Raw genomic sequence first — 22,337 nt, forward strand, 5'->3', positions numbered from 1 at the left:
GTGGCTGACAATTATAGGCAGACGCTAAGACCCGTTCAGCCCGGGCAGGGTTCCCGCCGCCGCGAAAACATGCAACTTGATGCAACCCGTTCAGTCTAGGGAGACCTTCAGTCGCGCTTGCACCAGTTGGCGCAGCACCAGCAATTTTCCGTGGAAGAAATGCGAGGCGCCCGGCACCACGACCACCGGAATGGAGCGCGGGCGCGCCCAGTCCATGGCCTCGGACAGCGGCACGACTTCGTCCTCTTCGCCATGCACCATCAGCGTGTCGTCCGGCACCTGCACCTCGTGCGACTGGAAGCGGTTGACCGCGGGCCCCATCAGCATCAGCGCCGACGGCAGCACCGCGTCGCCCTGCTCGGCCAGCGCGGCATAGGTCTGCGCGGCGACGGCGGTGCCGAACGAAAAGCCGGCCAGCACCCACGGCGCCTGCGCCAGCTCCGGATGCAGTTCGCGCATCTGCGCGACCACGGCCAGCATGTCCTGGGTCTCGCCGACGGACTTGTCGAACTCGCCCTCGGACAGCCCGACGCCGCGGAAATTCGGACGCACCGCCACCAGGCCGTGCTGCACGCAGGCGCGCGACACGGTCGTGACGACCTTGTTCTCGCGGGCTCCGCCCTGCAGCGGATGCGGGTGCAGCACCAGCGCCCAGCCGCGCGGCGCGCCGGCGGGCCAGTCTACGGCGCAATCGATGCGGCCTGCGGGGCCGTTGAATGCGTGGGTTTCAGTGCGTGCGGACATGGCGAAACTCGTAAAGCGGAAAGAAGAGGAGGATGTTAACCGCCCGCCTTGGGCGCGGGCTTCAGGGTCGCAGCCAGCCATTGCGCCAGCTGGTCGGCGGCGTCATTGCTGGCCTGGCGCAAGGCGGCCACGCCGCCGGCGGCGTCCTGCGTGGGCGCGTCGGCCTGCGCCACGATGCGCTTCTGGCCCAGCACCGTCCGGCCCTGCACCAGCACGGCCTGCAGCAGGATGCGCCCCTCGCTGGCGCTGCCGTCGGCCGCGAACACCTGCTCGAACTGCGACAGGAACACCTGCAGCTGCGGCGTCTGCAGGCTGACGCGTTCGTTGAGCACCGGCCCCTGGCGCGACAGGCGCTCGGCGATGCGCTGGCGCAGCAGCTCGGTGGGCGACGAGGCCCAGCGGTAGGTGGCATAGGCCTTGGGCGCGGCGCTGTCGCCCACGCGCCAGATCACGCTGGTATCGGACAGGCTGGGCACGGCCTGGAACGTCATCGCGATCGGCTCGCGCGACGGCAGCGCCGGCACCGGCGCGGCGTCCAGGCCCAGGTCGAACACCGTGGGCGGCGCGGGCACGCGGCCAAAGCCACAGCCCGCCAGGGCCAGGGTCAGGATGAAAACGGCGCTACGCATCTTGATCATGGGCTATCTCCCGAAACCGGCAAAGCCAGCCTCGCCGGGTCCGGGCTCGCGGGGCGCCGGGCCGAACAATAAGGACTGCGGCGTGTTGTCCACACGGCGCAGGGTCATGGCCGCGCCGCGCGCGGCCTCGTTGACGCTGGCCGCCATGCCGGTGATGGCCGGCAGGGTTTCGCCGTCCAGCCGCGCGGCGGCCAGGGCGATGTCGTTGAGGCTGCTGGTGGCGACCGACAAGGCGCCGCCGGGCGCCGTCAGGCGCGCCAGCGACTGGCGCGCCTGCAGCGCCAGGCCGCCGACTTCGCGCGCGGCGTGATCGGCCTGGCGCGAAGTGGCGTTCAGCGATTCCATGAGCGGCCCCAGCTTGGCCATCGCCGGGCCGAGGCCGCTGCTGGCCTCTTTCAGCGATTGCGTGAGGTCGGTGACGTTCTGCAGGCTGGCGGTCAGCGCCTGCACGTTCTGTTCGCTCAGGATGCGGCGCATCTGCTCGGAGACCTGCTCCACGTTCGAGATGAGCTGGTCTCCGCGCTGCCCGAGGCGCTCGAGAAAGCCCGGCCGCAGCGGGATGGCGGCCGGATGCAGCGCCGAGGATTCCAGCCGCCTGCTCGAAGTGCCGTCGTCGCGCAGCTCGATGTTGGACATGCCGGTCACGCCCTGCACGCCCAGTTCGGCCCAGGTCGATTCGGTGATCGGCGTGTTCGGCGCGATGCCGATGCGGATGCGCACCTGCCCCGGCTTGTCCGGGTTCAGCGCCAGCGACTGCACCTTGCCCACGGGCACGCCCTGGTAACGCACGGTGGACTGCGGATTCAGGCCGCTGACGGCGGTGGCGGAGATGATTTCGTATGGTTGCAGCTGGGTCCGGTCGCGGCCGATCCAGATGGCCGCCAGCGCAGCGGCGGCCAGCAAGACCAGCGTAAAGATACCGGCCATGAGCGCATGACTACGGTTTTCCATGATGCAATCCCTTCGGCGCCATGTCTCCCAGCGCGCGCAGGCCGCGCTCGCCCAGGAAGAACGTATGAATGAACGGGTGATCGACCTTCAGGACTTCCTGCACGGTGTCGTTCACGATCACCCGCTTGTCGGCGAGCACGGCCACGCGCGTGGCCAGGGCCAGCAGCGTATCCAGGTCGTGCGTCACCATGACCACGGTAAAGCCCAGTTGCCGGTGCAGGTTGCGCACCAGGTCCACGAACTCGTCGGAACGCAGCGGGTCCAGGCCGGCCGTGGGCTCGTCCAGGAACAGCAATTCCGGGTCCAGGGACAGCGCGCGCGCCAGCGCCACGCGCTTGACCATGCCGCCGGACAGGTCGGAGGGCCGCTTGTCGGCATCGCGCGAGGACAGGCCCACCATCGCCAGCCGGCACATGACGACGTCGCGCACCAGGTCTTCGGGCACCGTGCGCAGCTCGCGCAGCGGCAAGGCGATGTTGTCGTATACGGACAGCGCGGAGAACAGCGCCCCGGCCTGGAACAGCATGCCCCAGCGGTACGACAGGCTGCGGCGCTCGGCCGGGCTCAGCTCGGACAGCGAGTGCCCCAGCACCTTGATCGAGCCGGCCGCCGGCTGCTCCAGCCCGATGATCTGGCGCAGCAGCACGGTCTTGCCGGTGCCCGATCCGCCCACCAGCACCTGGATCTCGCCGGGAAACACCGTGAGGTCCAGGTTGTCGTGCACCACGTGGTCGCCGAAGGCGGTGCGCAGGCCGCGCACCGTGATGACGGGCTCGACGGTGACGTCGTCTTGCGCGAACAGCCGGTGCTGGGCGACGCTGTCCATCAGATGCCCACCGAACTGAAGGCCACGGCGTACAGCGCGTCCAGCAGGATCACGCCGGTGATGGACGTGACCACCGAAGTGGTGGTGCCGCGCCCCAGGCTTTCCGTGTTGGGCTGGATGCACAGCCCGAAGTGGCATGCGATCAGCGCGATCAGCATGCCGAAGGTCACGCCCTTCATGATGCCGATCCAGTAATTGGTCAGCGAAATGGCGTCCGGCAGCGATTGCAGGAACCATTGCGCCGACACGCCCAGCTGCACCTGCGCGGCCAGCATGCCGCCCAGGATGGCCATCGCGTCGGTCCACAGCACCAGCAGCGGCATGGTCACGGCCAGCGCGATCACGCGCGGCAGGATCAGGCGCTGCCCGTGCGAAATGCCCATGACCAGCATCGCGTCGAGCTCCTGCGTCACCCGCATGACGCCGATCTGCGCCGTGATCGCCGAGCCCGACCGGCCCGCGACCAGGATGGCGGCCAGCACCGGCCCGAGCTCGCGCACGATGGACACGCCCAGCAGGCGCACGATGAAGCGGTCGGCCCCGATCATCTGCAGCTGCTGCGCCGACAGATAGGACAGGACCACGCCGATCAGAAAGCCCACCAGCGCCGTGATGCCCAGCGCCTGCGCGCCGGTCCGGTAGATCTGCGCCGAGATCTCGCGCCAGGGCCCGAGCCGCGGGCGGCGCAGCAGCCCGCCCAGGTCCAGCACCAGCTGCCCCAGCATGGTCAGCAGCGCGCGGCCGTTGGCGGCCGCCTTGAATACCGCGTCGCCCACCGCGCGCAGCCAGGCCCAGGGATCGCCCTTGGGCGCGGCCTGCGGCGTGCCGCCCTTGTTCATGGCCAGCGCGTTGAACACATCCTGCGGCCCCGGCGACCAGCGCACGCGCTCGGGCAGCTTTTCGCCCCAGGCCTGCCAGATCAGCAGCGCGCCGATGGTGTCCAGCCGGCTGATGCGGTGCAGGTCCCAGCGCGCGCCATCGCGGGCCGCCTGCGCCAGGGCCTGGCGGCGGCGCTCCACCTCGCCGGGTTCTGCGAGCGCCAGCACGCTCCAGTCGCCGGCCACATGGCAGACGCCCCCTTCATGGCGCAGGGGCGTGGCGACGGGTGCGGACGAAACGGAATGCGGCATGCAGGGAGCTTACCAATGCAAAATGTATCGTTAATGATATACGCAGGCGCGTGCCGACCGCGAGCGCGGGCTTGCGTGCCCTACAATCGCCGCCATGTCCGCTCAAGCCCGAACCATCGATCTGCCCGCGCCCGATGACCTGGCCCGGGAACTGGCCACGCGCCTGCCCGCGTTTCAAGACGTCTCCTGGACCGGCAGCACCGGATCGACCAACGCCGACCTGCTGGCCCGCGCCCGCGCGGGCGCGGGCGGCAAGCCCTGGCTGCTGGGCACGCACCTGCAGGAGACCGGACGCGGCCGCGCAGGCCGCCCCTGGCAGAACCGCTCGGGCGCCAATCTCATGTTCTCCTGCGCCTTCGACGTGCACCTGCCCGCCGCGCAACTGCCCGCGCTGTCGCCGCTGGCCGGCGTGGCCGCGTGCGAGGCCCTGCGCGCCGTGGCCGGCCCGGAATCGGCGGGACTGTGCATGAAATGGCCCAACGACGTGCAGTGGCATGACGCCAAGCTCGCCGGCGTGCTGGTCGAGACCACCCGCAACCCGGGCGGGCCGGACGCCGGCTACACCGTGGTCATCGGCATGGGGGTGAACCTGCGCGACGCGGAGCGCCTGTCGACCGAACTCGGGCGCGACGTCGCCGACTGGAGCCAGGTGCAGGGGCGCGCCGCCAGCGCCGCCGACCTGGTCTGCGCCAGCGCCACGGCCTGGCACGAAGCGGTCCGAGAGCTGCAGCGCGCGGGCTTCGGCGCATTCAGGCAGCGTTTCGGCCAGGTGGACGCTTTGGCCGGCCGCAAGGTCAACGTCCTGGACAAGGGCGCTATCCTTCTTAGCGGCACCGCCTGCGGCGTGGACGACCACGGCCGCCTGCTGGTGCAAACGCCCGAGGGCGCCCAGCCGATCCTGGTCGGCGAAATCTCGATCCGACGCCAAGCATGATTATTCTCATCGACTCCGGCAACAGCCGTCTCAAGGTAGGCTGGATGGACGCCGCCAACGCCGACGCGCCGCGCGAACCGGCGGCGGTCGCCTTCGAGGGCGTGGACCTGGACGCCCTGGATCGCTGGCTGGCCGCGCTGCCGCGCCGCCCGCAGCGCGCGATAGGCGTGAACGTCGCCGGCGAGGCCCGCGGCAAGGCCATCGCCGCCATCCTCGAAAAACACGGCTGCGGCATGACCTGGTCGCCCTCCCAGGCCGCGACGTTGGGCCTGGTCAACGGCTACCGCAAGCCCACGCAGCTGGGCGCCGACCGCTGGGCGTCGCTGCTGGGCGTGCTGTCGCGCCTGCCGCAAGACCACCCGCCTTTCGTGCTGGCCAGCTTCGGCACCGCCACCACCATCGACACCGTGGGCCCCGACAACGTCTTCGCCGGCGGCCTGATCCTGCCCGGTCCCGCCATGATGCGCAACGCCCTGGCGCACGGCACCGCCAACCTGCCGGTGGCCAACGGCCAGGTCGTGGCCTACCCCGCCGACACGCACGAAGCCATCGCCTCGGGCATCGCCGCGGCGCAGGCCGGCGCGGTTGTGCGCCAATGGCTGGCCGGACGCCAGCGCTACGGCCAGACGCCGCAGATCTTTGCCGCCGGCGGCGGCTGGCCCGAAGTCCACCAGGAAATCGAACGCCTGCTGGCCGACGCGGGCGGCGCATTCGGCGCGACGCCCGTGCCGGTCTACCTGGATCATCCCGTGCTGGACGGGCTGGCCGCGATCGCGCGCGCCAACCCGCCGGCCGCCGACTGAGAGGCCTGCATGCGCGTGCTTTTCGTACTTATCCTGCTGGCGAACCTGGGCGTCTACGCGCTCGGCCAGGGCTGGCTGGGCATGCGCCCCGAGGACGAAGGGCGCGACACCCGCCGTTTCAGCCAGGAACTGAACCCCGGCGCGGTCAAGCTGGTTCCCCGCAGCGGGTCCTAGTCCAGCCAGGATGCCAAGGCGTCCAGCGTGCGCCCGGTCGCGCCCGCGTGCGCGCCGAACCAGGCCCGCGCCGCCTCGCCGCCGCACCGCCGCCGCGCCTCGTCGGCCAGCAGCGCCATCGCGGCGTCCACCGCCTGCGCCGCATCCGGCGCGCGCTGCGCCGCGCCCGCCTCGATGGCGTCCTCGGCCGCCTGCTTGAAATTGAACGTATGCGGCCCGACGATGACCGGCACCCCGGCCGCGCAGGCCTCGATCAGGTTCTGCCCGCCCAGCGGCGCGAAGCTGCCCGCCACGATCGCGACGTCCGAGGCCGCGTAGTAGAAAGCCATTTCGCCCAGCGTATCGCCCAGCAGCACCGTGGTGTCCGCGCCGGGCTCCGCGCCCGCCGAACGCCGCGCATACGCCAGGCCGGCCTCGTCCAGCAGGCGCGCGGCCTCGTCGAAACGCTGGGGATGGCGCGGAATCAGCAGAAACAGGGGCGCATTATGCGTCCCTGATACTTTGGCATGGCGTTTGATGGCCTCGATGAAGGCGCCGTCCTCGCCCTCGCGCGTGCTGGCCACGGCCACCACAGGCCGGCCCAGGCGCTGGCGCCAAGCCTGGCCGGCCTGCACCTGCGTCGGCGGCAGCGCCAGGTCGAACTTCAGGTTGCCGGTCACCACGGGCTGCCGGGCGCCGGCCTGCGCCAGCCGCGCGGCGTCCTCGGCGGTCTGGGCCAGCACCGCGTCCAGCCCGGCCAGGGCCTCGCGCATCACGCCGCCCATCCGGCCCGCCTGGCGCAACGAAGAAGCCGAGAACCGCGCGCTGACCAGCCCCATCGGCACGCCCGCCGCGCGCGCCGCGGCCAGCAGATTGGGCCACACCTCGCGCTCTATCAGCAGGCCGCAGCGCGGCCTGCTGGCCGCCATGAAACGGCGGGTCGCCCCCGGAAAATCGTACGGCAGCCACGCCTGGCGCAACTGCCCGCGGCCGATGGCGTCCTGGAACAGCCGCGCGCCCTCGGCCCGTCCGGTGGCCGTCACGTGGGTCAGCAGCACCGGCAGGCCGCGGTCCAGCAGCGCCTGCAACAGCGGCTGCGCGGCCCGGGTCTCGCCCAGGCTCACGGCGTGCACCCACACCGGCGCCGCCTGGGAATCGGAAGAGGAAGCGGCCGGCAGCCGGCCGAACCGCTGCGGCGAAAAGATTTCCCACTGGCCGCCGGCGCGCCGGGCGCGATGGCCCATCCACAGCCAGATCAGCGGCGACAGGGCCCGAAGCGCCAGTGTGTAGACGCCGCGGTTCATGTCACTGGGCCGCCAGCGCCTGCTCCACCGACGCCATCACGGCCTCGCGCGACGGCGACGCGCCGCGGTCGCCCAGGCTGGCGGTGTAGTTCGACCCGACCAGCGGCGTGCGCACCGGGGTCGAAGCCCGGTAGATGCCGATGGTGGGACGGCCCAGCGCGGCCGACAGATGGGTCAGGCCGCTGTCCAGGCCCACCATCAGGCGCGAGCCGGCCAGCAGCCGGGCCACCGAGGTCAGATCCATGCGCGGCAGCACTTCCGCCCCGTCCATGCCGGCGATCAGCAGCCTGGCGCGTTCGGCCTCCTGCTCGTTGCCGCAGAGCAGGCGCAGCGTGCAGCCCGCGTCGCGCAGGCGGCGGAACACCGCGCGCCAATCGTCCTCGGGCCAGAGTTTGTCGTCGCGGCTGGCCGACGGCATGATGACCGCGTAGCCGTGATCCGTATCCACGTGATGCAGGCGCGGCGGCTCGGCCTGGCCCTGGTCCGCCCCCGCCTCGTCCTCGCGGGCCTGGGCGGCCTGGCGCGAAAACGCCTGCAGCCCGAAATCGGGCTGGCCGGCGTACTGGTAGCCGAACGTCAACGAGGCCAGCTTGCGCTGGCGGATGACCGCCGGCTGCCAGAATTCCACCCGATGGCGCACGTTATAGAACAGCGACGCCAGCGGCTCGCGCGCCGAACGCCAGTCCAGCCCGTGGCGCACCCCGCGGGTCTGGCGCACCAGCCAGGCCGATTTCAACAGCGCCTGCATGTCCAGCACCACGTCGTACTGCTTGGCCCGCAGCCGCTCTTTCAGGGCGTGCCGCTCGGCCCGCACCTGGGGCGACCACCAGGCCTTGCGCCAGCGCCGGTGCGCCACCTTGATGACCTCATTGACCGCCGGATGCCAGGCGGGAATCTCCGCGAAGGCTTCCTCCGCTACCCAATCGATCTCGGCGTCAGGAACGTGCCGGGCTATATCGGTGATAGCCGGCAGCATGTGGACGAGGTCGCCCAGGGACGAAGTGCGGACGATGAGAATGCGGGTGGGCATCAAGGCTGATGAACGTGCGATTGAAGCAGCGAATGTACAACAAACGCCATTCCTGTCGAAGATTCGTTCAATTACTGTAACCGTCCGGATTCTGCGACTGCCAGCGCCAGCCGTCCGCACACATCTGTTCGATGCTTCTTTCCGCCTTCCAGCCCAGTTCGCGATAAGCCAGCGCCGGGTCGGCCCAGGCCGAGGCGATGTCCCCGGGCCGTCGCGCCAGCACGGTACAGGCAATGGCCACGCCGCTGGCCTGCTCGAAAGCCCGGACCAGCTGCAAAACGCTGGTGCCTTTGCCCGTGCCCAGGTTGAAGGCGGCAAACGGCGCCTCGGTCCGGCCCGCATACTCCACGGCCCGCACGTGACCGTCGGCCAGGTCCTCGACGTGCAGATAGTCGCGCACGCCGGTGCCGTCCGCCGTTTCGTAATCGTCGCCGAAGACCATCAGGCGCTCGCGCTTACCCACCGCCACCTGGGTGATGAACGGAAACAGGTTGTTCGGGATGCCTTGCGGCGCTTCGCCGAGCCGGCCGCTGGCATGCGCGCCTATCGGATTGAAATAGCGCAGCGCCACCGCCCGGCGCTGTTCGCCGGTGGCGGCCCAGTCCCGCAGCACCTGCTCCACCATCGCCTTGGTCCAGCCGTAGGGATTGGTCGGCGCGATGCGGTGCTGCTCCGTGTACGGCAGCGCCACCGGCTCGCCGTAGACCGTGGCCGACGAGCTGAAAACGAAGTGGCGCACCTGCGCCCGGTCCATGGCCTGCAGCAGGGTCGTGGTGCCGCCGACGTTGTTGTCGTAATAGGCGAGCGGATTGGCCACCGACTCGCCGACCGCCTTCAGCGCGGCAAAATGGACCACGCATTGCACCGGATTGCCGGATGCGGCCTTTTGCTGGAAAAGGCGATCCAGCAGGCCGGCGTCGCGGATATCGCCCTCGACGAATTCCACCTGCGCGCCGCTGAGCTGCTCGACACGCCGCAAGACCTCCGGGACGCTATTCGAAAAATTGTCCAGTACCACCGGCCGATAGCCCGCGGCGATCAGCGCCAGCAGGGTATGGGAGCCGATATAGCCGGCCCCGCCTGTCACCAGTAATGTTTTATCCATGATTTCCAAACCTAAATATCCAGCCTGGCGCGCAACAGCCTTTCGTAGAAAAACTGCCGCAGCCGGTCGGGCAATATCCTGACGGGCAGGCGCGAAGCCAGGTTCATGAGCAGCCGCGGAGCGCCGATGAATCCCGACCTGAAAAACGTCCATTGGGCGCGGACTTCGCTCATGGCGTATCGCAGACCGCCGCGCCGGGCATACATGCCGCCGCCGGCGCGCGCATTCACCAGCACGGTGGGCAGATTGGCGGTACGGGCGCCCGCCAGGATCATCCGCACCCAGAGCGCATAATCCTCATAAAGATGCTCGTCGCGATAGCCGCCCGCCGCCAACGCCAGTTCGCGCCTGAACATCACCGTCATATGGTTGAACGGATTGCGTTTTTTTGCGTAGGCGAGAATTTCCTCATGGCTGGCCGGCACGCTGCGCAAGCGCCCCTGCTCGGCGTCGGCATCGGTTTCGAATTCCCTGATCCAGCCGCCGAACAGATCGATTGCGGGGTCGGCCTGGATCAGCGCCAGCTGCTGCGCGAACCGGTCGGCGACGATCAGGTCATCGGTATCGAAGCGCGCGACCCAATCGTGGCTGCACTGCTTCAGCCCTTCCGTGAGCGCGCGTCCCAGCCCGACGTTATGAGGCAATGCTACACGCCGCAGCCGCAGCGCGGGACCGTACTGTTGGATGACGGCATGCAGCGACTCGGGCAGCGCGCCGTCCTCCACCAGGATCACTTCCGGCAAGGGGACGGCCGAAGCCAGCAAACTGCGCAGCGCGGCCTCCAGAAACTCCGGCTTTTCCCCGTGATAGACCGACATCAAGACCGAAAAGGGAATCGCGGGCGCTTCGCGCCCGATGCCTGCCTGCTCCGGCGGGTCGTTCTTTACCGGAACCATCGCCGAACCCGCGAATAACCGCGATAGGCCGCGATGAACAATCGGCGCAGCCTGGGTTTCTGTATCATCGAGCGGATCATATTGATCAGCTCGATTTCCTTTTCCGACAGGCTGGCGCCGGCCAGTTTGGCGCCGGCCTTGCCGCCTTCGGCGTTGGCCAGGCTGAACAGGATATTCGCATCGAGCCGGCTGAAACCCGCCAGGTTGCGCACCAGCCGGCGGCGCCCGAAATACTTGTTATAGGTCTTGGACATGCTGCCCGGCGTATTGCGGTACAGGTAGCCCAGCGACGGAATCAGCGAAAAGCGGTGGCCCGACCAGGCCAGGCGCGAATAAAACCCCCAGTCCTCCCATACCGACCTGTCCGTATCGTCCCAGCCGCCCAGCTCGCGCAATCTGGCGGTGCGCACCATCACGTTGGCGGTGATGTACTGGTTCTCCAGAATGGCGAGGGCCTTGGCCTCGGGCACGCCCAGCGGCTTCCAGAACCACCCGTCCTGCAGGGGCTCGGCAGACCGGGGCAGCGACTTCAGGTCGGTGAAATGCAGGGCGAAGCCCGTCGCCGCCACCAGCGCGGGATCGAGCGACATGGCCGCCCAGGCCTCGTCCAGCGTGTGCGGCAGCAGGATGTCATCGCTGTCGACGAAAAACGTCAGCTCCGATTGCGACAATTCCAGCCCGGTGTTGCGCGCGCCCGCCAGGCCGCGGTTGTCCTGCCGGTGCAGGCGAACGGCCAGCGCGCCGCCGATGACCCGCTCGACGAGCGCGGCAAGCTGTTCCCGGTAGGCCGCTTCGGAACCGTCATCGATCACGATCAGTTCGCGCGGCTTGAGCCGCGACCGGCGGATCGAGGCCAGCGCCTCCTCGACGTATTCGAGGGGCGTGTTGAATACGGGGACCACCACGGACACATCGCAGGCGGGCATGCCGGGCAGCCGGCTCCAATCCGGTTTGCCGGCCTGCTGGCCGGCTCGGCTCCAGCCCGCGTTGATGGCGACCTGCCTGGCGCGCACGCGCTCGCGCGAGGCGTTCAGGTCGGCGCCATACTCCCCGGGCGACATCGCCAGCACCTCGCCCAGCTTCTTGGCCAGCGCGCGCGGGTTCGGGTCCGAGAAGAAGCGCTGCACGTGCGCGGGCTCGTCCACGACCTCCACGGCCCCGCCGGTGTTGTACGCGACGAACAGCGAGCCCAGCAGCAGCTGCTCGAGCACGACGAAAGGATAGTTCTCGCCGCGCGAAGGCACGACGAACAGCGTGTCCGCCAGTCTTTCATGCACGAAGCTCAACAGCTGCGCATGCGTGAGGTGCAGGTCCTTGTAGTTGCAGATCGCGTCCAGGCGCTGGCGCTCGGCGTTGCCCGGGCTCAAAGGCCCCAGCGACACCACCTCGGCGATGCCGGCCAGCTTGCCTTCGGCGGCGAGCGACTCCATCGCGGCCACGAAATCGGGCCAGCCCTTCAGCTGGTTGTACTTCCCGATGAAAACGATGCGCCTGACCTTCTGGAAGTTCGTCGTCTCAGGCGGCGGCACCAGCGCCAGGTCGAACGGCAGCGGGGTGATGGAAAGCTGGTTCAGCTCGTAGCCGAACTCCTGTTGCAGCAGGCGCTCGCCGAGATAGCGGGACGGCGAATAGCACTCGTCGGCGTACTTGAACAGGTAGCTGTCGCGCACGGCCCACGCCAGCTCGTGCGGCGTGTAGTCCATGGCCGTGTCGTCCTGCATCCCGTACTTCACGTAGTCGATGGAGCCGTGCATGAATACGCGCACGCGCACCCACTGCGGCAGGATGCCCGTGCGCTTGGCCTGCACCACGCGAAAACCGATGGACTTGTAATCCTGCGACTCTATCGTGGCCACGCGCGGCAGCAGATACAGGATGCCCTTGAGCAGCTCCAGCAGCCCCAGGCCGTCAAAGAAGTTCTCCCGGCTGATGTCGTCGAAGAACATGCGCGGCACGAAGGTGCGCCCGTCCATGCCCGACGGATTCAGGTCGACGTCGCACATGATGACGGCCGAACGCGGGTCGACGGCCTTGATGTTCTTGACGTAGGTGCCGATGCCGCCGGTGGCCCGTATCGTCGCGTCCTCCGTCGTCAGCAGCAGCAGGTCGGCGTCCAGCAATTGCGGCGCCAGGCCCAGCCCTTCGAGATAGCGGCCGTAAGCCTCGCGCTCCACCACCGCCTCGATGAGCGCGGCGCCATCCTCGGCATCGCGGCGGCGCAGCGCGAATCCGCTTTCTTCCAGGAACTGGGCAAACTGCTTCGGGTTCCAGGCGTGCGCGCGCCCCCCGTCCTGTTCCGCCACGAACAGGACCGGACATCCTTCATCCAGGCTCAGGCGCTTGAGGGCGCCGAGCAGCGGCCGCGGGTCGGCCAGCCGCGCCAGCAGCGCGGACGACACGATCCACGCGGTCCCGGGCGTATGGTGCCCGCGGACCAGCGCGTCGACCTGGCCGGTCCAGTTGTCCAGCTTCCAGGCCGTCGGCGGCTCCCGGCCATCGCCGTCTCGGTCCAGGTCGTAGACCGTCGCCACGACCGGGCAGCGGCCCGGCTCGAACGCACCGAAAAGCACGGCGTGCCGGCTTTGTTTTTCAGCCAGATAGCGGTCCAGGCCGGCCGGCCAGGCGGCCTGGGCAATACCCGCCGAGGCGCGCTCGATCGTCCCGGGCACGCCGGCGCCGGGACGTCCGAAATTGGCGAATGCGCCGATACTTTTTAAGCTCATATATATCCAGGCCTGGATGCGGCCGTTATCACGCTGTCTTGGTAGGGGCGACGGAGATTCCGCCTAGTTTCCGCGCCGGGCCAGAACGTCGTCGAAGAACCGCTCATAGGCCCTGGTCGTCTCGCGCCAATCCCATTTACGTATGCTTTGCAGGTTTTCCGCGGAAAGCTCGGCCAGCCGCTGCGGTTGGGTCAGCAATTGCCGGATTCGCTCGACGAATACGCTTACCGTCCGATCCGTGACGATGAACTCGCTCTGCCGCGGCCCGAACGCCTCGCGCACGATTCCGACGTCGTGCGTGACCACCGGAACGCCACAGGCCATGGCCTCCAGGATCGGATTCGGCGTGCCCTCGAACAGCGAGGGGCAGACATAGACGTCGATGGCCGCGTAGAAATCGGGCATCTCCACATGCGGGATCAGGCCATTCTGGCGGTCCGCAAAGTGGGTTTCAACCTGGTGGCCCTCGGCCCGCAACTGCTCGACCGCCGGCATCAGTATCGAGTGGAATCCCTTGGCATCCTCAAGCTCGGCGGCCCATTTGCTGTTGCCGGCCCAGCCTATCACCAGCGGCCGGTTGCCCACTTCGCCGAATCGCTCCAGGTTCCTGGGAGCGAACAGCTCCAGGTCCACGCCGTCGTGCGTGATGGTGTGCGGCGGCGGGAAATCCAGCTGCTGGTAAATGGCGTAGAGCCGCTCCGAGGCCACGGTATAGGCGGAAACGCGGTCCTCGAAGAAAGCCGCGCGCTCTTCGACCTCCGCCGGGCTCAGGTACAGATGGTCGTACACGCTGGTGGTGACCGGCTTGCCGCGCACGAATCTGCGGTCGAAGACGTCGAACGGCACGCCAAAGCGCTCGACGTGGTCGCGGCACCATTGGCTGTCCAGCATCCGATAGTATTCACGCCAGAAGAAGTGGACCAGATCGCAATTCTCGGCGGCCATGAAAATGTGGTCGACATGTTCGAGCACATCCGAGGGAATGATCTTTATGTCGAACCGGTGCGAGAGGTATTTCTTCAGCTGGCGCGCGATATTGCCGAAGGCCCATTCGTCGGTATCGATCACCAGGGCGATCTTCGGCTTGCCGCCATCGCCGGCCAGCACGGGGCGCGCGTCGCTGCGCAGCGCCTGCGACACGCTGCCCGGCCGCGCATGGCGCAGCGCCAGCCAGCCTTCCACGTCCTCGCCGCACACGTCGAACCCGTGCTTTTTCTCCAGCTCGCGGGCCGACTCGCGGATTCGCTGCCATTCGTAGGCATGATCGGCGTCGTCCGGTCTCGCCGGGCGGTCGTGCAACAGCACCACGTGGCCGGTCACGCCTATCTTGTAGCCCTCCTGGAACAGCCTGATCGAGAAATCCATGTCCTCGAAACCGGCATGCATGCGCTCGTCGTAGCCGCCCAGTCTTTCAAAGGTCGAGCGCTTGCACACGCAGGCGCCGCCGAACAGGAAGGTCGAAAGAAACGGATCGCCGACGCGGTCTTCGGTCTGCGCCTGCGTCAGCGCGCTGCTTGCCCCGACGTGCAGCGCCTCGACCTCTATGCCCACGCGCAAGTGCCCGCCGAAGGACAGGATGGTCTGATAGTCCGGCCCCAGCAGCGGCACGTTCAGGAAGTGGCAGCCCAGGATCGCGATATCGCTCTGGATACGCGGGAACGGATTGGCCAGGAAATGGATGTTGGTGTCGAGGCAGAACACCCAGTCCTTCTTCGCTTCGGCGTAGGCGCGGTTCCTGCCCGCAGCCATGCCGCGGTTACCGCCCAGCTCGATCACGCGCCAATTCAGTTTCAGCTGCTCGCAGCCTTCGTACAGCGCGCGCAGTTCCTGCGGCGTGGACCCGCAGTCCACGATCAGGATTTCACCGGCGAAGTACGGCACCTGGTAGGCGAGCGAATTCACCAGGCGCAAGGTCTGCTCGCTGCGGTCGAGCGACAGGCAGGCGACGGTCAGGTTCTCGCCGTTGTCCCCGATGTTCGGGCCGGCGCGACGGGCCGCATCGGACGCAAGAATGCGATGGCGCGGGTCGGAGACGTATGTATAGGCAGTTACCCCGGGAGCCAGATTCGCCTTGTATCCCACGGTCAACGCCCTCCGGCGCCCTTCATGAACTTCACCGCCAGTGCGCGAACCCAATGCGGAATCTTGTCCCGGATACGGACGTACCGCGCCGCGGGCAGCGACAGTTCATTGACCTGCGCATCCAGCGCCTGCACCTGCTGCTGCAGGCGCGCGATTTCATCGGCCTTGGCCGCCAGCTGCGCGTCCCGCTCGGCGATGACGCCCTGGACCATGGCCAGCTCGGTGGTCGCGGCCTGCGCGCGCAAGGCCGCGTCCCGCGCGATGCGGTCCACGTCCCCCGACGAGACGGCGTCCAGGATCGCGAGCGCCGAAGCCTGCGCCTGGCGCGCGGATTGCAGATCCTCGTCGCGCGGCAAGTGTCCCTGGAAAATGCCCTTGCGGAAGGCGTCCATGGACAGCGGCAGAATCGCGGTGCCGGCGTTGGTCGTGTCGGCATAGTCGGGCTGGCCCCACACGCCGAGGAAATAGCTGGCGTTCTGCGGCTGCGGCCCGGCGTCGAGCTCGGCCGGCACGAACAGCGCCTCCAGGGTCTCGGAAGTCTGGAGCATCTGCACCTGCCCGGAACGGTTGTCGTCGGCCAGGTAGTTGTCCAGCTGCAGATTGGCGAAGCCCGCGATCGGGCCGCCAAGGAACCACGCCGAAGCCGGCCCCAGGACGCCTTCGGCCTGGGCGCGGAATTCATCGAGCCGGTACTTGCGCAGGTGATACGGATTGCGTTCCGCGTCCGTCGGGAAATACCACCAGTCGTTGGGGCAGCTGATGGCGACCACGCCGCCCGGCTTCAGCAGGCTCTGGATATTGCGCAGGAACAGTTCGGGGTCCTGCACGTGTTCGATGGTCTCGAACGAAACGATGAGATCGAAGCTGTGCGGCTCGAAAAGGCGCGGCAGGGTTTCGGCATCGTTCTGGATGAACGAAACGTTGTCGCTGGCGAAGTGCTTCTGCGCGCTGGCGATCGCCTCGGCCGAGATGTCCACGCCGACGACTTCGCTGGCGCCCCAGTTGGCCAGCAGGCGCGAGCCGTAGCCCTCGCCACAGGCGGCGTCCAACACCCGCTTGCCGCGGCAGAGCGCCTTGGCGAACGAATATCGCGCAATATGCACGGCGGCTTCCAGGCCCTCATAGCGGCTGCTTTGCCCAAAACTCAGTCGTTCCATTTTATGAATGCACTTATATATAAGATTTGGCCAGCTTACTGGCTGAACTCGAATTCCCACTGGCGCGGCAGGCTCATCACGCCGACCGCTTCGAAGTCATCCGAGATCTGGAATGGGCAGACGTTATTGGCTTCAGCATGCACCACGAATCCGCGTCCGTCGTTAATGGCAACCCTCCATTTGTACGACCCGCTCAACAGCGGAACGTTCGGAAAATTGACGCTGAAAACCCCGGACGACGCGCCCGCGTGCGCCTTGTATCCGTCCATGAGCGTGGTCGTACCGCAGATATACAGATCGTCGTGACGATAGAGATTGAATACGAAACTCATATCGTCCGGCACCATGGAAGTCACCGCATGGAAACGCACGTTCAGCTTCAGCGAATCGCCGGTGCTGATGGCGTCGATGCGCTCGCCCTCGGGCGTGGACAGCCAGATCTCGTCGATCTCGTACAAGCGGTCCGGCTCCTTGCGGTACGCCGCCCCCGGGCCGGGAACCCCGGCCGGCGTCACCTCGACATCCCCGGCGGCGTCTTCGGTGCCGGGCGGATTGGAGGTGTCCAGCTCGTCCAGCGCCGCCGGCGTCACGGGGTGCTTGCCTGCCGCTTCTTCCTTGGCCTCGAACTCGCGCAGCGCCGCCTGCATGTCGATCGTATATTGGTCGATCACCTTGCCGGCGGCGCCGAACGCCTTCTGCACGCCGCGTTCGAGATAAAGCGCGCGCTGGCAGATCGATTTGACCTGGTATTGATCGTGCGACACGAACAGGATGGTGCACCCCATGTCGCGGATTTCGTAGAACTTCTTCAGGCAGCGCCGCTGGAACGCCGCGTCGCCCACCGCCAGGATTTCGTCGACGATGAGAATGTCGGGCTCGGTATGGATGGCGACGGAAAACGCCAGCCGCGCAAACATGCCGCTGGAATATTTCTTGACCGGGCTTTCGATGAATTCGCCGATGTCGGCGAATCCGGCGATGCTGTCGAAGCGCTGGTCGATCTGCTCGCGCGTCAGCCCGAGCAGCGACGCATTCAGATAGACGTTTTCCCTGCCGGTGAATTCGGGGTTGAAGCCGGCGCCCAGCTCCAGCAGCGCCGCGACGCGGCCGTTGGTCTTCACCGATCCGGTCGTGGGCGTCACGGTGCCGCAGATCATCTGCAACAGCGTGGACTTGCCCGACCCGTTGCGGCCCACGATACCGACGGTCTCGCCTTTCTTGACGTCGAACGAAACGTCGGAGAGCGCCCAGAATTCCTGGGCATAGCTCCTGGCGCTGCGGCCGAAAATCCCGGCGCTGCGCGCCACCAGGGCCTCTTTCAGCCGATCCTGCGGCTTGGAATAAATCGAGTATCGCTTGCCCAGATTCTCGACGTGTATGGAAACCGTATCAGAGCACATCCGCGAACCCTTTTCTTACCTTCTGGAACCAAATCAACCCGATCACCGCAACGGCCACGCCGACAGCCGTATAGATGCACCAGCCCGTCCAGTTGAACGGTTTTCCAAAGATAACCGCGTTGCGTGTCTCTTCGACGACAAAAGTGATTGGATTCAATTTTACATATTTCTGCATGCGCTCCGGGATCGCCGAAAGAGGATAAAAAATCGGCGAAATGAACGTCAGCACGATCGTGAAAAGCGAAACTGCCTGCGCCATATCGCGGATATATACGCCCAGCCCTGCCAGGAACCACGAAAGCCCCAGGCACAGGAACATCAGCGGCAGCAGAATCAACGGAAAATACACGACCGTCCATGGAACGTGGCCCATGAATATCAATTGCGCGATGATCAGAACCACCAGGCTGGCCAGCAGGTGAAACAGCGCCGAGCCCAATGCGATTACCGCCAGCGTCTCGAGCGGAAAAACCACTTTCTTGACGTAGGACACGTTCGACAATATCAGCCCGGGAGCGCGGTTTATGCACTCCACGAACAGGTTGTTCATGATGAGCCCTGCGAACAGGATTACCGCGAAATCTCCGTGCGATTGCGGCGCGGCGGCCCCGGCGCCTCCCCAGCGCGCCTTGAAGACGACCGAAAACACAAACGTATAAACCACCAGCAGCAGCAAGGGATTGAAAAAGGACCAGGCCAGGCCGAAAACGGAACCCCGGTAGCGGCCCAGCACCTCCCGCTTGATCATCTGCACAATAAGCTGGCGGTGGCGGAATGCCATATCCCGCGCCACATGGAACACTTCGGAAATCAAGAAGTACCTCTCAGGTTCTGTTTCACGAAACGCCAGGCCGCGCGGAACCGCGGCGCACCAGGCGTTTGACGAAACCAATAATCGGACGCAACGGCCGGCAACGCTGGTATAGCTTCACAACCAGGTTTCCCACGCGCAGCAACAGGCGCAGCAATTCGGGCGGCAACGCGCCCGCGTCCTGCAACATATTCCGCGTCGCGGCGGGCGTATTCGAGAATGCGTTGCTGTTCCACACCGCGACCGAACTCTGCGAAAGCCGCATTCTCCGGTCGGCGCTGCCGTCGCCGTTCAGCAGATAGGACATCTGCTTGGCGCTGGGATAATGCGCGTCCTCGACCGGCAGTTCCAGCAAGGGCCGCGGAATCAGCAGGCCGATCTCGCCATGCTGCGTCAGCTTCCACAGATGATTGAGTTCGGCGTACTCGGCCAGCCCGGTATCGAAGGTATCGAGCAACAGCCGCCCCGGCTGGGTGCGGAACACCGCCCGCGTGGCCGGATTGCGGCCGTTCATGGGCACGGTGTCTATCGCCAGCGGCAGTGAAAACGTGTCGACCCGGCGCTGGTGGTCGGCCAAACGAAGCGACCACCCGGAGACGAACGGAATATCCGCGCGCGTGCTGAGCACGCGCACGGCGATATCCAGATAGGCCGGGTCGACCACGTCGGCGGCATTCAGGATGACCAGCGCGTCGGTGGTGCGCAAGGCATGCAGGTCGACGGCCGTGCCCGCCGGATCGACGCAGCGCACGTTGCGCCCCAGCAGGAACGCCGACACCTCCGCGCCGCTGCCCTGCGCCGGCAGCAGGACGATGCTGCGGTGCCCGCCCTGCTCCAGGCGCTTGCACAGCGGCTGCGCCTGCTCCAGCGTTTCGGCCCGCACCAGCACGGACAGTTCGAAATCCGGGGCGCGCGCGTCGTCGGCCTGCGGTGCGCCGGCCGTGTAGATGGGCGCGACCTCGGGCGGCACGACCGGGTAGGGAAAGGTCAGCCGCTTGCGCAGCTCGGCGTCGTCCCACAGACGGCCCATCGCGGCCGACAGCGCATCGGCCGACGAGCAGTCGAACACCAGGCTGTTCCGTTCATGCCGGAAAAAGTCTTCAAAACCGGGGATGTCGGAGACAATCAGCGGAACGCCGCCGGCATACAGTTCGTGGGCGGCGTAGCAGAACGACTCGGCACGGTTGGGAAACACGGCGAAGCGCACTTTTTCCAGCAGCGCTTCGGTCTCGTCGTGCGACAAATGGCCCAGGATATGGAAGCGGCCCCGCAGGTCGGGCGGAATGCGCCGCCGCATGTACTCCGCATAGAGGCCGCAGCCGTCGGGCGGCTGTTTGGAATCGCCGCCGACGAAATAGAAATCCGGGGCGAGGTCGGGACGCTGGCGCATCCATAGCACCGCGGCATCGACCAGCGTATCCACGCCCTTGATCGAGAACAGCCGTCCATAAAACAGGATGCCGTTTTCGACGCCATCGGAACCGCGTTTGTTGAGCGTTTTCTGCAGCGGCGGCACCGCCACCGTCTGGCGCGCCGCGATGGTCGGGTACAGATCGGCAAGGGAGCGTCGCGACACCGATTCCGACGGGACGATCACCGTATCCGCCAACGCCAGGGCCGCGCGCTCCAGCGAATAAAGCAGATACAGCTCCGGATGCAGCGAATTGGTCAGGTCGACCCGGTCCATCGCCTCGATCGTGGCGTGGTAGCGCACAGCGATGCGCGCGCCCTCGTATCCGCCCAGGGCGAGCTTTTCGCACAGGGCGTAATAGGCGACGCCGTGATAGTCGAAGAACTCGATGAGCGACGGGCGCTCCAGCTCGTGGACTTTCAGGGCTGCGACGTTCAGGACGTACGAGCGCCACTCGTACCAGGACGAGAAGTTCTCGCGCGGCAGCAAATGGTCGCCGCATACGTCCGCCACCCGATACGCGACGCAGTTCTGCGGGTTGGGCAGTTTGAGCCGCTCGTCCCGGTCGAAGCGCGCGAACACGTCGGCGTCGACGTCCAGCAGAAAAACGACGCGCGATCCCGATTGGAGCAATTGAACCGCCACGTTATGCAGCAATGCGCCGCACCCCCCGCGCGTGACGGGGAACAGTTCGTAGCTGACGAAGCAGACGGTCCGCATCAGTTCAGGAACCGCTGCAAGGTCTGGGCGGACTCGGCATTGTGCTCGATGGCATATTCCCGATAGGCCGCGATGATCTGGTCTCTTTCGGCCAGCGCCGATTCGATCTTGCGCGCGATCGCGTGGGCGTCGTCGGCCACCGGAACGACCAGCCTGCTCTGTAGATAGGGATTATGTTCGAAGTAAGGCGTATTCGGGCCCACGATGCACGGCACGCCGACGGCAAAACTCTCCAGCGGCAGCATGGGTGCGCATTCGTTGAGCGTCACGTACAGATTGAGGTGCGTGGTGGCCAGGTGCCTGGGCATCTCGGCCTGGGGGATCATGCGCCCCAGGAAGTCCTGGGCAAGGCCGAATTCCTTGCAGAAATCCACCATCCGGTCCGAGGCCACGGAGCCGACGACCTGCGCCCCCGGAATGGTCGAGGCCGCGGCGAGCATCTCATAGGGAGGCTTGTGCTTCAGCTCGGAAATGCTCCAGATTCCCAGCTTGATCGGAGCCACGGGTACGGGAGCCGCGGCCTCGGGAATCTGGCGATACATATTCAGCAGGTAATGGGCATCCAGCCCGCGGTGCCTGAGGATCTGCTCCTGGCCCTTTTTCACGCAGCCGATGCGGCGGATCTTGCCCTGCCGCTGCAGGGCGCACATCAGCTTGAAGCTGCGCCAGGCATAGTCCTCGGTCGCCTGCATGAACGTGCCATGCCAGACGACGTGCACGGGCAGGTCCGGCGCCTGGCGGTTCAAGGCGCGCACCAGATGCTGATACGTAAACGGGAATCCCTGCATCACGACGGCGGTCGGGCGGCGCTGCAATAGACGCTGCGCGATCGAATCGGCGTCTTCTTCGGTCAGTTCGTCGGTGAGCAACAGCAGATGGTCGAACATCTGCGCGGCCGAACTGCGGATGCCCAGCCAGTCCGGATGCGCGACCGCGACCGGCACGTCCATGGGAATGGCCTGTATGGCCGAGTCCGGGCAGATACTGCGGCTTGCCTGCTGCAAGACGGGCGCCGCCTCCTGGACGTGGCCCGCGTGGGGCGGCACGACAGGCGCGGGCGCCGGCTTTTCGGCCGCGCGGCGGCGCGCCAGGGCGCGGTAGATCTTCCCGACGGGTCCGCTGGACAGCCGAAGCCCCACTTTGTAGGCAACCGACCCTTCGATCTCCCGATAGCGCGCATTGGCGTCGGCCAGCAAGGCCGTCGTGCTCTCCAGCTCGCTGCGCAGCCTCGCCATTTCCGCGTCGGCGGCAACAGCCGTCACGGCAGCCGCCGCCTCGATGGGGGCACCGAAGTCTGCCGCCGACCTTGGGTTCGTCGAATGAAGTGTCATGAAATTGGAGGATTCGAATTGCTAGTATGCATAGTGTCCGCAGGACCGATCCCTGATGGACATCTCGGCGACAGGCCGCAGGACCTGAGCTGAATGGTCCGGGGTAGCCGCGCCCCGGAAAGGTGCCGCATGGGGCGCGGCCATTTTAGATCAAAAGGCGCTCCAGCCGGACCATCACGGCCCCGGCT

19 protein-coding genes are annotated in these 22,337 nt (G+C 66.9%); 3 read left to right on the plus strand and 16 right to left on the minus strand.

Annotated features, from left to right (window positions below):
• Nucleotides 1-90 precede the first annotated feature (90 nt).
• The 5 genes from A6B37_RS22075 to A6B37_RS22095 are packed head-to-tail and all read right to left on the minus strand — an operon-like array spanning nt 91 to nt 4,289.
• The gene (locus A6B37_RS22075; RefSeq protein WP_102775112.1) at nt 91-744 is read right to left on the minus strand and encodes an alpha/beta family hydrolase; all 654 of its coding nucleotides are present in this window, start codon (nt 742-744) and stop codon (nt 91-93) included.
• A 35-nt stretch (nt 745-779) separates the two neighbouring features.
• A complete protein-coding gene (locus A6B37_RS22080) occupies nt 780-1,379 on the minus strand; it encodes an ABC-type transport auxiliary lipoprotein family protein (RefSeq protein WP_111826981.1) in 600 nt (199 codons plus the stop codon).
• Nucleotides 1,380-1,385: 6 nt separating this feature from the next.
• On the minus strand, nt 1,386-2,333 hold the full coding sequence (locus A6B37_RS22085) for an MlaD family protein (RefSeq protein WP_210405814.1): 948 nt from the start codon (nt 2,331-2,333) through the stop codon (nt 1,386-1,388).
• A complete protein-coding gene (locus A6B37_RS22090) occupies nt 2,320-3,159 on the minus strand; it encodes an ATP-binding cassette domain-containing protein (RefSeq protein ID WP_102775110.1) in 840 nt (279 codons plus the stop codon). Before A6B37_RS22090 ends, A6B37_RS22085 begins: the two co-directional genes overlap by 14 nt.
• The gene (locus A6B37_RS22095; protein ID WP_102775109.1) at nt 3,159-4,289 is read right to left on the minus strand and encodes an ABC transporter permease; all 1,131 of its coding nucleotides are present in this window, start codon (nt 4,287-4,289) and stop codon (nt 3,159-3,161) included. Before A6B37_RS22095 ends, A6B37_RS22090 begins: the two co-directional genes overlap by 1 nt.
• Nucleotides 4,290-4,383: 94 nt before the next feature.
• Between A6B37_RS22095 and A6B37_RS22100 the strand changes: the two genes are divergently transcribed.
• The 3 genes from A6B37_RS22100 to A6B37_RS26120 are packed head-to-tail and all read left to right on the plus strand — an operon-like array spanning nt 4,384 to nt 6,200.
• On the plus strand, nt 4,384-5,223 hold the full coding sequence (locus A6B37_RS22100; protein WP_111826922.1) for a biotin--[acetyl-CoA-carboxylase] ligase: 840 nt from the start codon (nt 4,384-4,386) through the stop codon (nt 5,221-5,223).
• Nucleotides 5,220-6,026, plus strand: coding sequence for a type III pantothenate kinase (locus A6B37_RS22105; RefSeq protein WP_111826923.1), 807 nt, complete (start codon nt 5,220-5,222; stop codon nt 6,024-6,026). Before A6B37_RS22100 ends, A6B37_RS22105 begins: the two co-directional genes overlap by 4 nt.
• Nucleotides 6,027-6,041: 15 nt before the next feature.
• A complete protein-coding gene (locus tag A6B37_RS26120) occupies nt 6,042-6,200 on the plus strand; it encodes a hypothetical protein (RefSeq protein WP_168202268.1) in 159 nt (52 codons plus the stop codon).
• Here A6B37_RS26120 and A6B37_RS22110 read toward each other — a convergent pair.
• From A6B37_RS22110 to A6B37_RS22160, 11 genes are all read right to left on the minus strand, one after another.
• Nucleotides 6,197-7,483 carry a 3-deoxy-D-manno-octulosonic acid transferase gene (locus tag A6B37_RS22110; RefSeq protein ID WP_111826924.1) on the minus strand — a complete coding sequence of 429 codons (1,287 nt, stop codon included), beginning with the start codon at nt 7,481-7,483 and terminating at the stop codon, nt 6,197-6,199. The two genes, A6B37_RS26120 and A6B37_RS22110, sit on opposite strands and share 4 nt — an antisense overlap.
• Before the next feature lies 1 nt (nt 7,484).
• Entirely contained in the window at nt 7,485-8,513 is a 1,029-nt protein-coding gene (gene waaC / locus A6B37_RS22115) for a lipopolysaccharide heptosyltransferase I (RefSeq protein ID WP_102775105.1), read from the minus strand.
• 67 nt (nt 8,514-8,580) lie between these two features.
• Nucleotides 8,581-9,618 (minus strand): UDP-glucose 4-epimerase GalE, encoded by a 1,038-nt coding sequence (gene galE, locus A6B37_RS22120; RefSeq protein ID WP_111826982.1) that lies wholly within the window; start codon nt 9,616-9,618, stop codon nt 8,581-8,583.
• A gap of 11 nt (nt 9,619-9,629) precedes the next feature.
• On the minus strand, nt 9,630-10,514 hold the full coding sequence (locus tag A6B37_RS22125; protein ID WP_111826925.1) for a glycosyltransferase: 885 nt from the start codon (nt 10,512-10,514) through the stop codon (nt 9,630-9,632).
• Nucleotides 10,502-13,237, minus strand: a complete 2,736-nt coding sequence (locus tag A6B37_RS22130) for a glycosyltransferase (protein ID WP_111826926.1) — start codon at nt 13,235-13,237, stop codon at nt 10,502-10,504. The genes A6B37_RS22125 and A6B37_RS22130 overlap by 13 nt, the downstream gene beginning before the upstream one ends.
• A 63-nt stretch (nt 13,238-13,300) precedes the next feature.
• The gene (locus A6B37_RS22135; RefSeq protein ID WP_111826927.1) at nt 13,301-15,373 is read right to left on the minus strand and encodes a glycosyltransferase; all 2,073 of its coding nucleotides are present in this window, start codon (nt 15,371-15,373) and stop codon (nt 13,301-13,303) included.
• A complete protein-coding gene (locus tag A6B37_RS22140) occupies nt 15,322-16,476 on the minus strand; it encodes a class I SAM-dependent methyltransferase (protein WP_111826928.1) in 1,155 nt (384 codons plus the stop codon). Before A6B37_RS22140 ends, A6B37_RS22135 begins: the two co-directional genes overlap by 52 nt.
• A 35-nt stretch (nt 16,477-16,511) precedes the next feature.
• Nucleotides 16,512-17,876, minus strand: coding sequence for an ABC transporter ATP-binding protein (locus tag A6B37_RS22145; RefSeq protein ID WP_111826929.1), 1,365 nt, complete (start codon nt 17,874-17,876; stop codon nt 16,512-16,514).
• Complete coding sequence (locus A6B37_RS22150) at nt 17,866-18,690, minus strand: ABC transporter permease (protein WP_246842538.1); 825 nt, start codon at nt 18,688-18,690, stop codon at nt 17,866-17,868. Before A6B37_RS22150 ends, A6B37_RS22145 begins: the two co-directional genes overlap by 11 nt.
• A 22-nt stretch (nt 18,691-18,712) precedes the next feature.
• A complete protein-coding gene (locus tag A6B37_RS22155) occupies nt 18,713-20,818 on the minus strand; it encodes a glycosyltransferase family 4 protein (protein ID WP_111826930.1) in 2,106 nt (701 codons plus the stop codon).
• Entirely contained in the window at nt 20,818-22,080 is a 1,263-nt protein-coding gene (locus A6B37_RS22160; protein WP_146748018.1) for a glycosyltransferase family 4 protein, read from the minus strand. The genes A6B37_RS22155 and A6B37_RS22160 overlap by 1 nt, the downstream gene beginning before the upstream one ends.
• Nucleotides 22,081-22,337 lie beyond the last annotated feature (257 nt).

This window comes from Achromobacter sp. HZ01 (genome assembly GCF_003267925.1).
GTDB lineage: Bacteria > Pseudomonadota > Gammaproteobacteria > Burkholderiales > Burkholderiaceae_B > Achromobacter > Achromobacter pulmonis_A.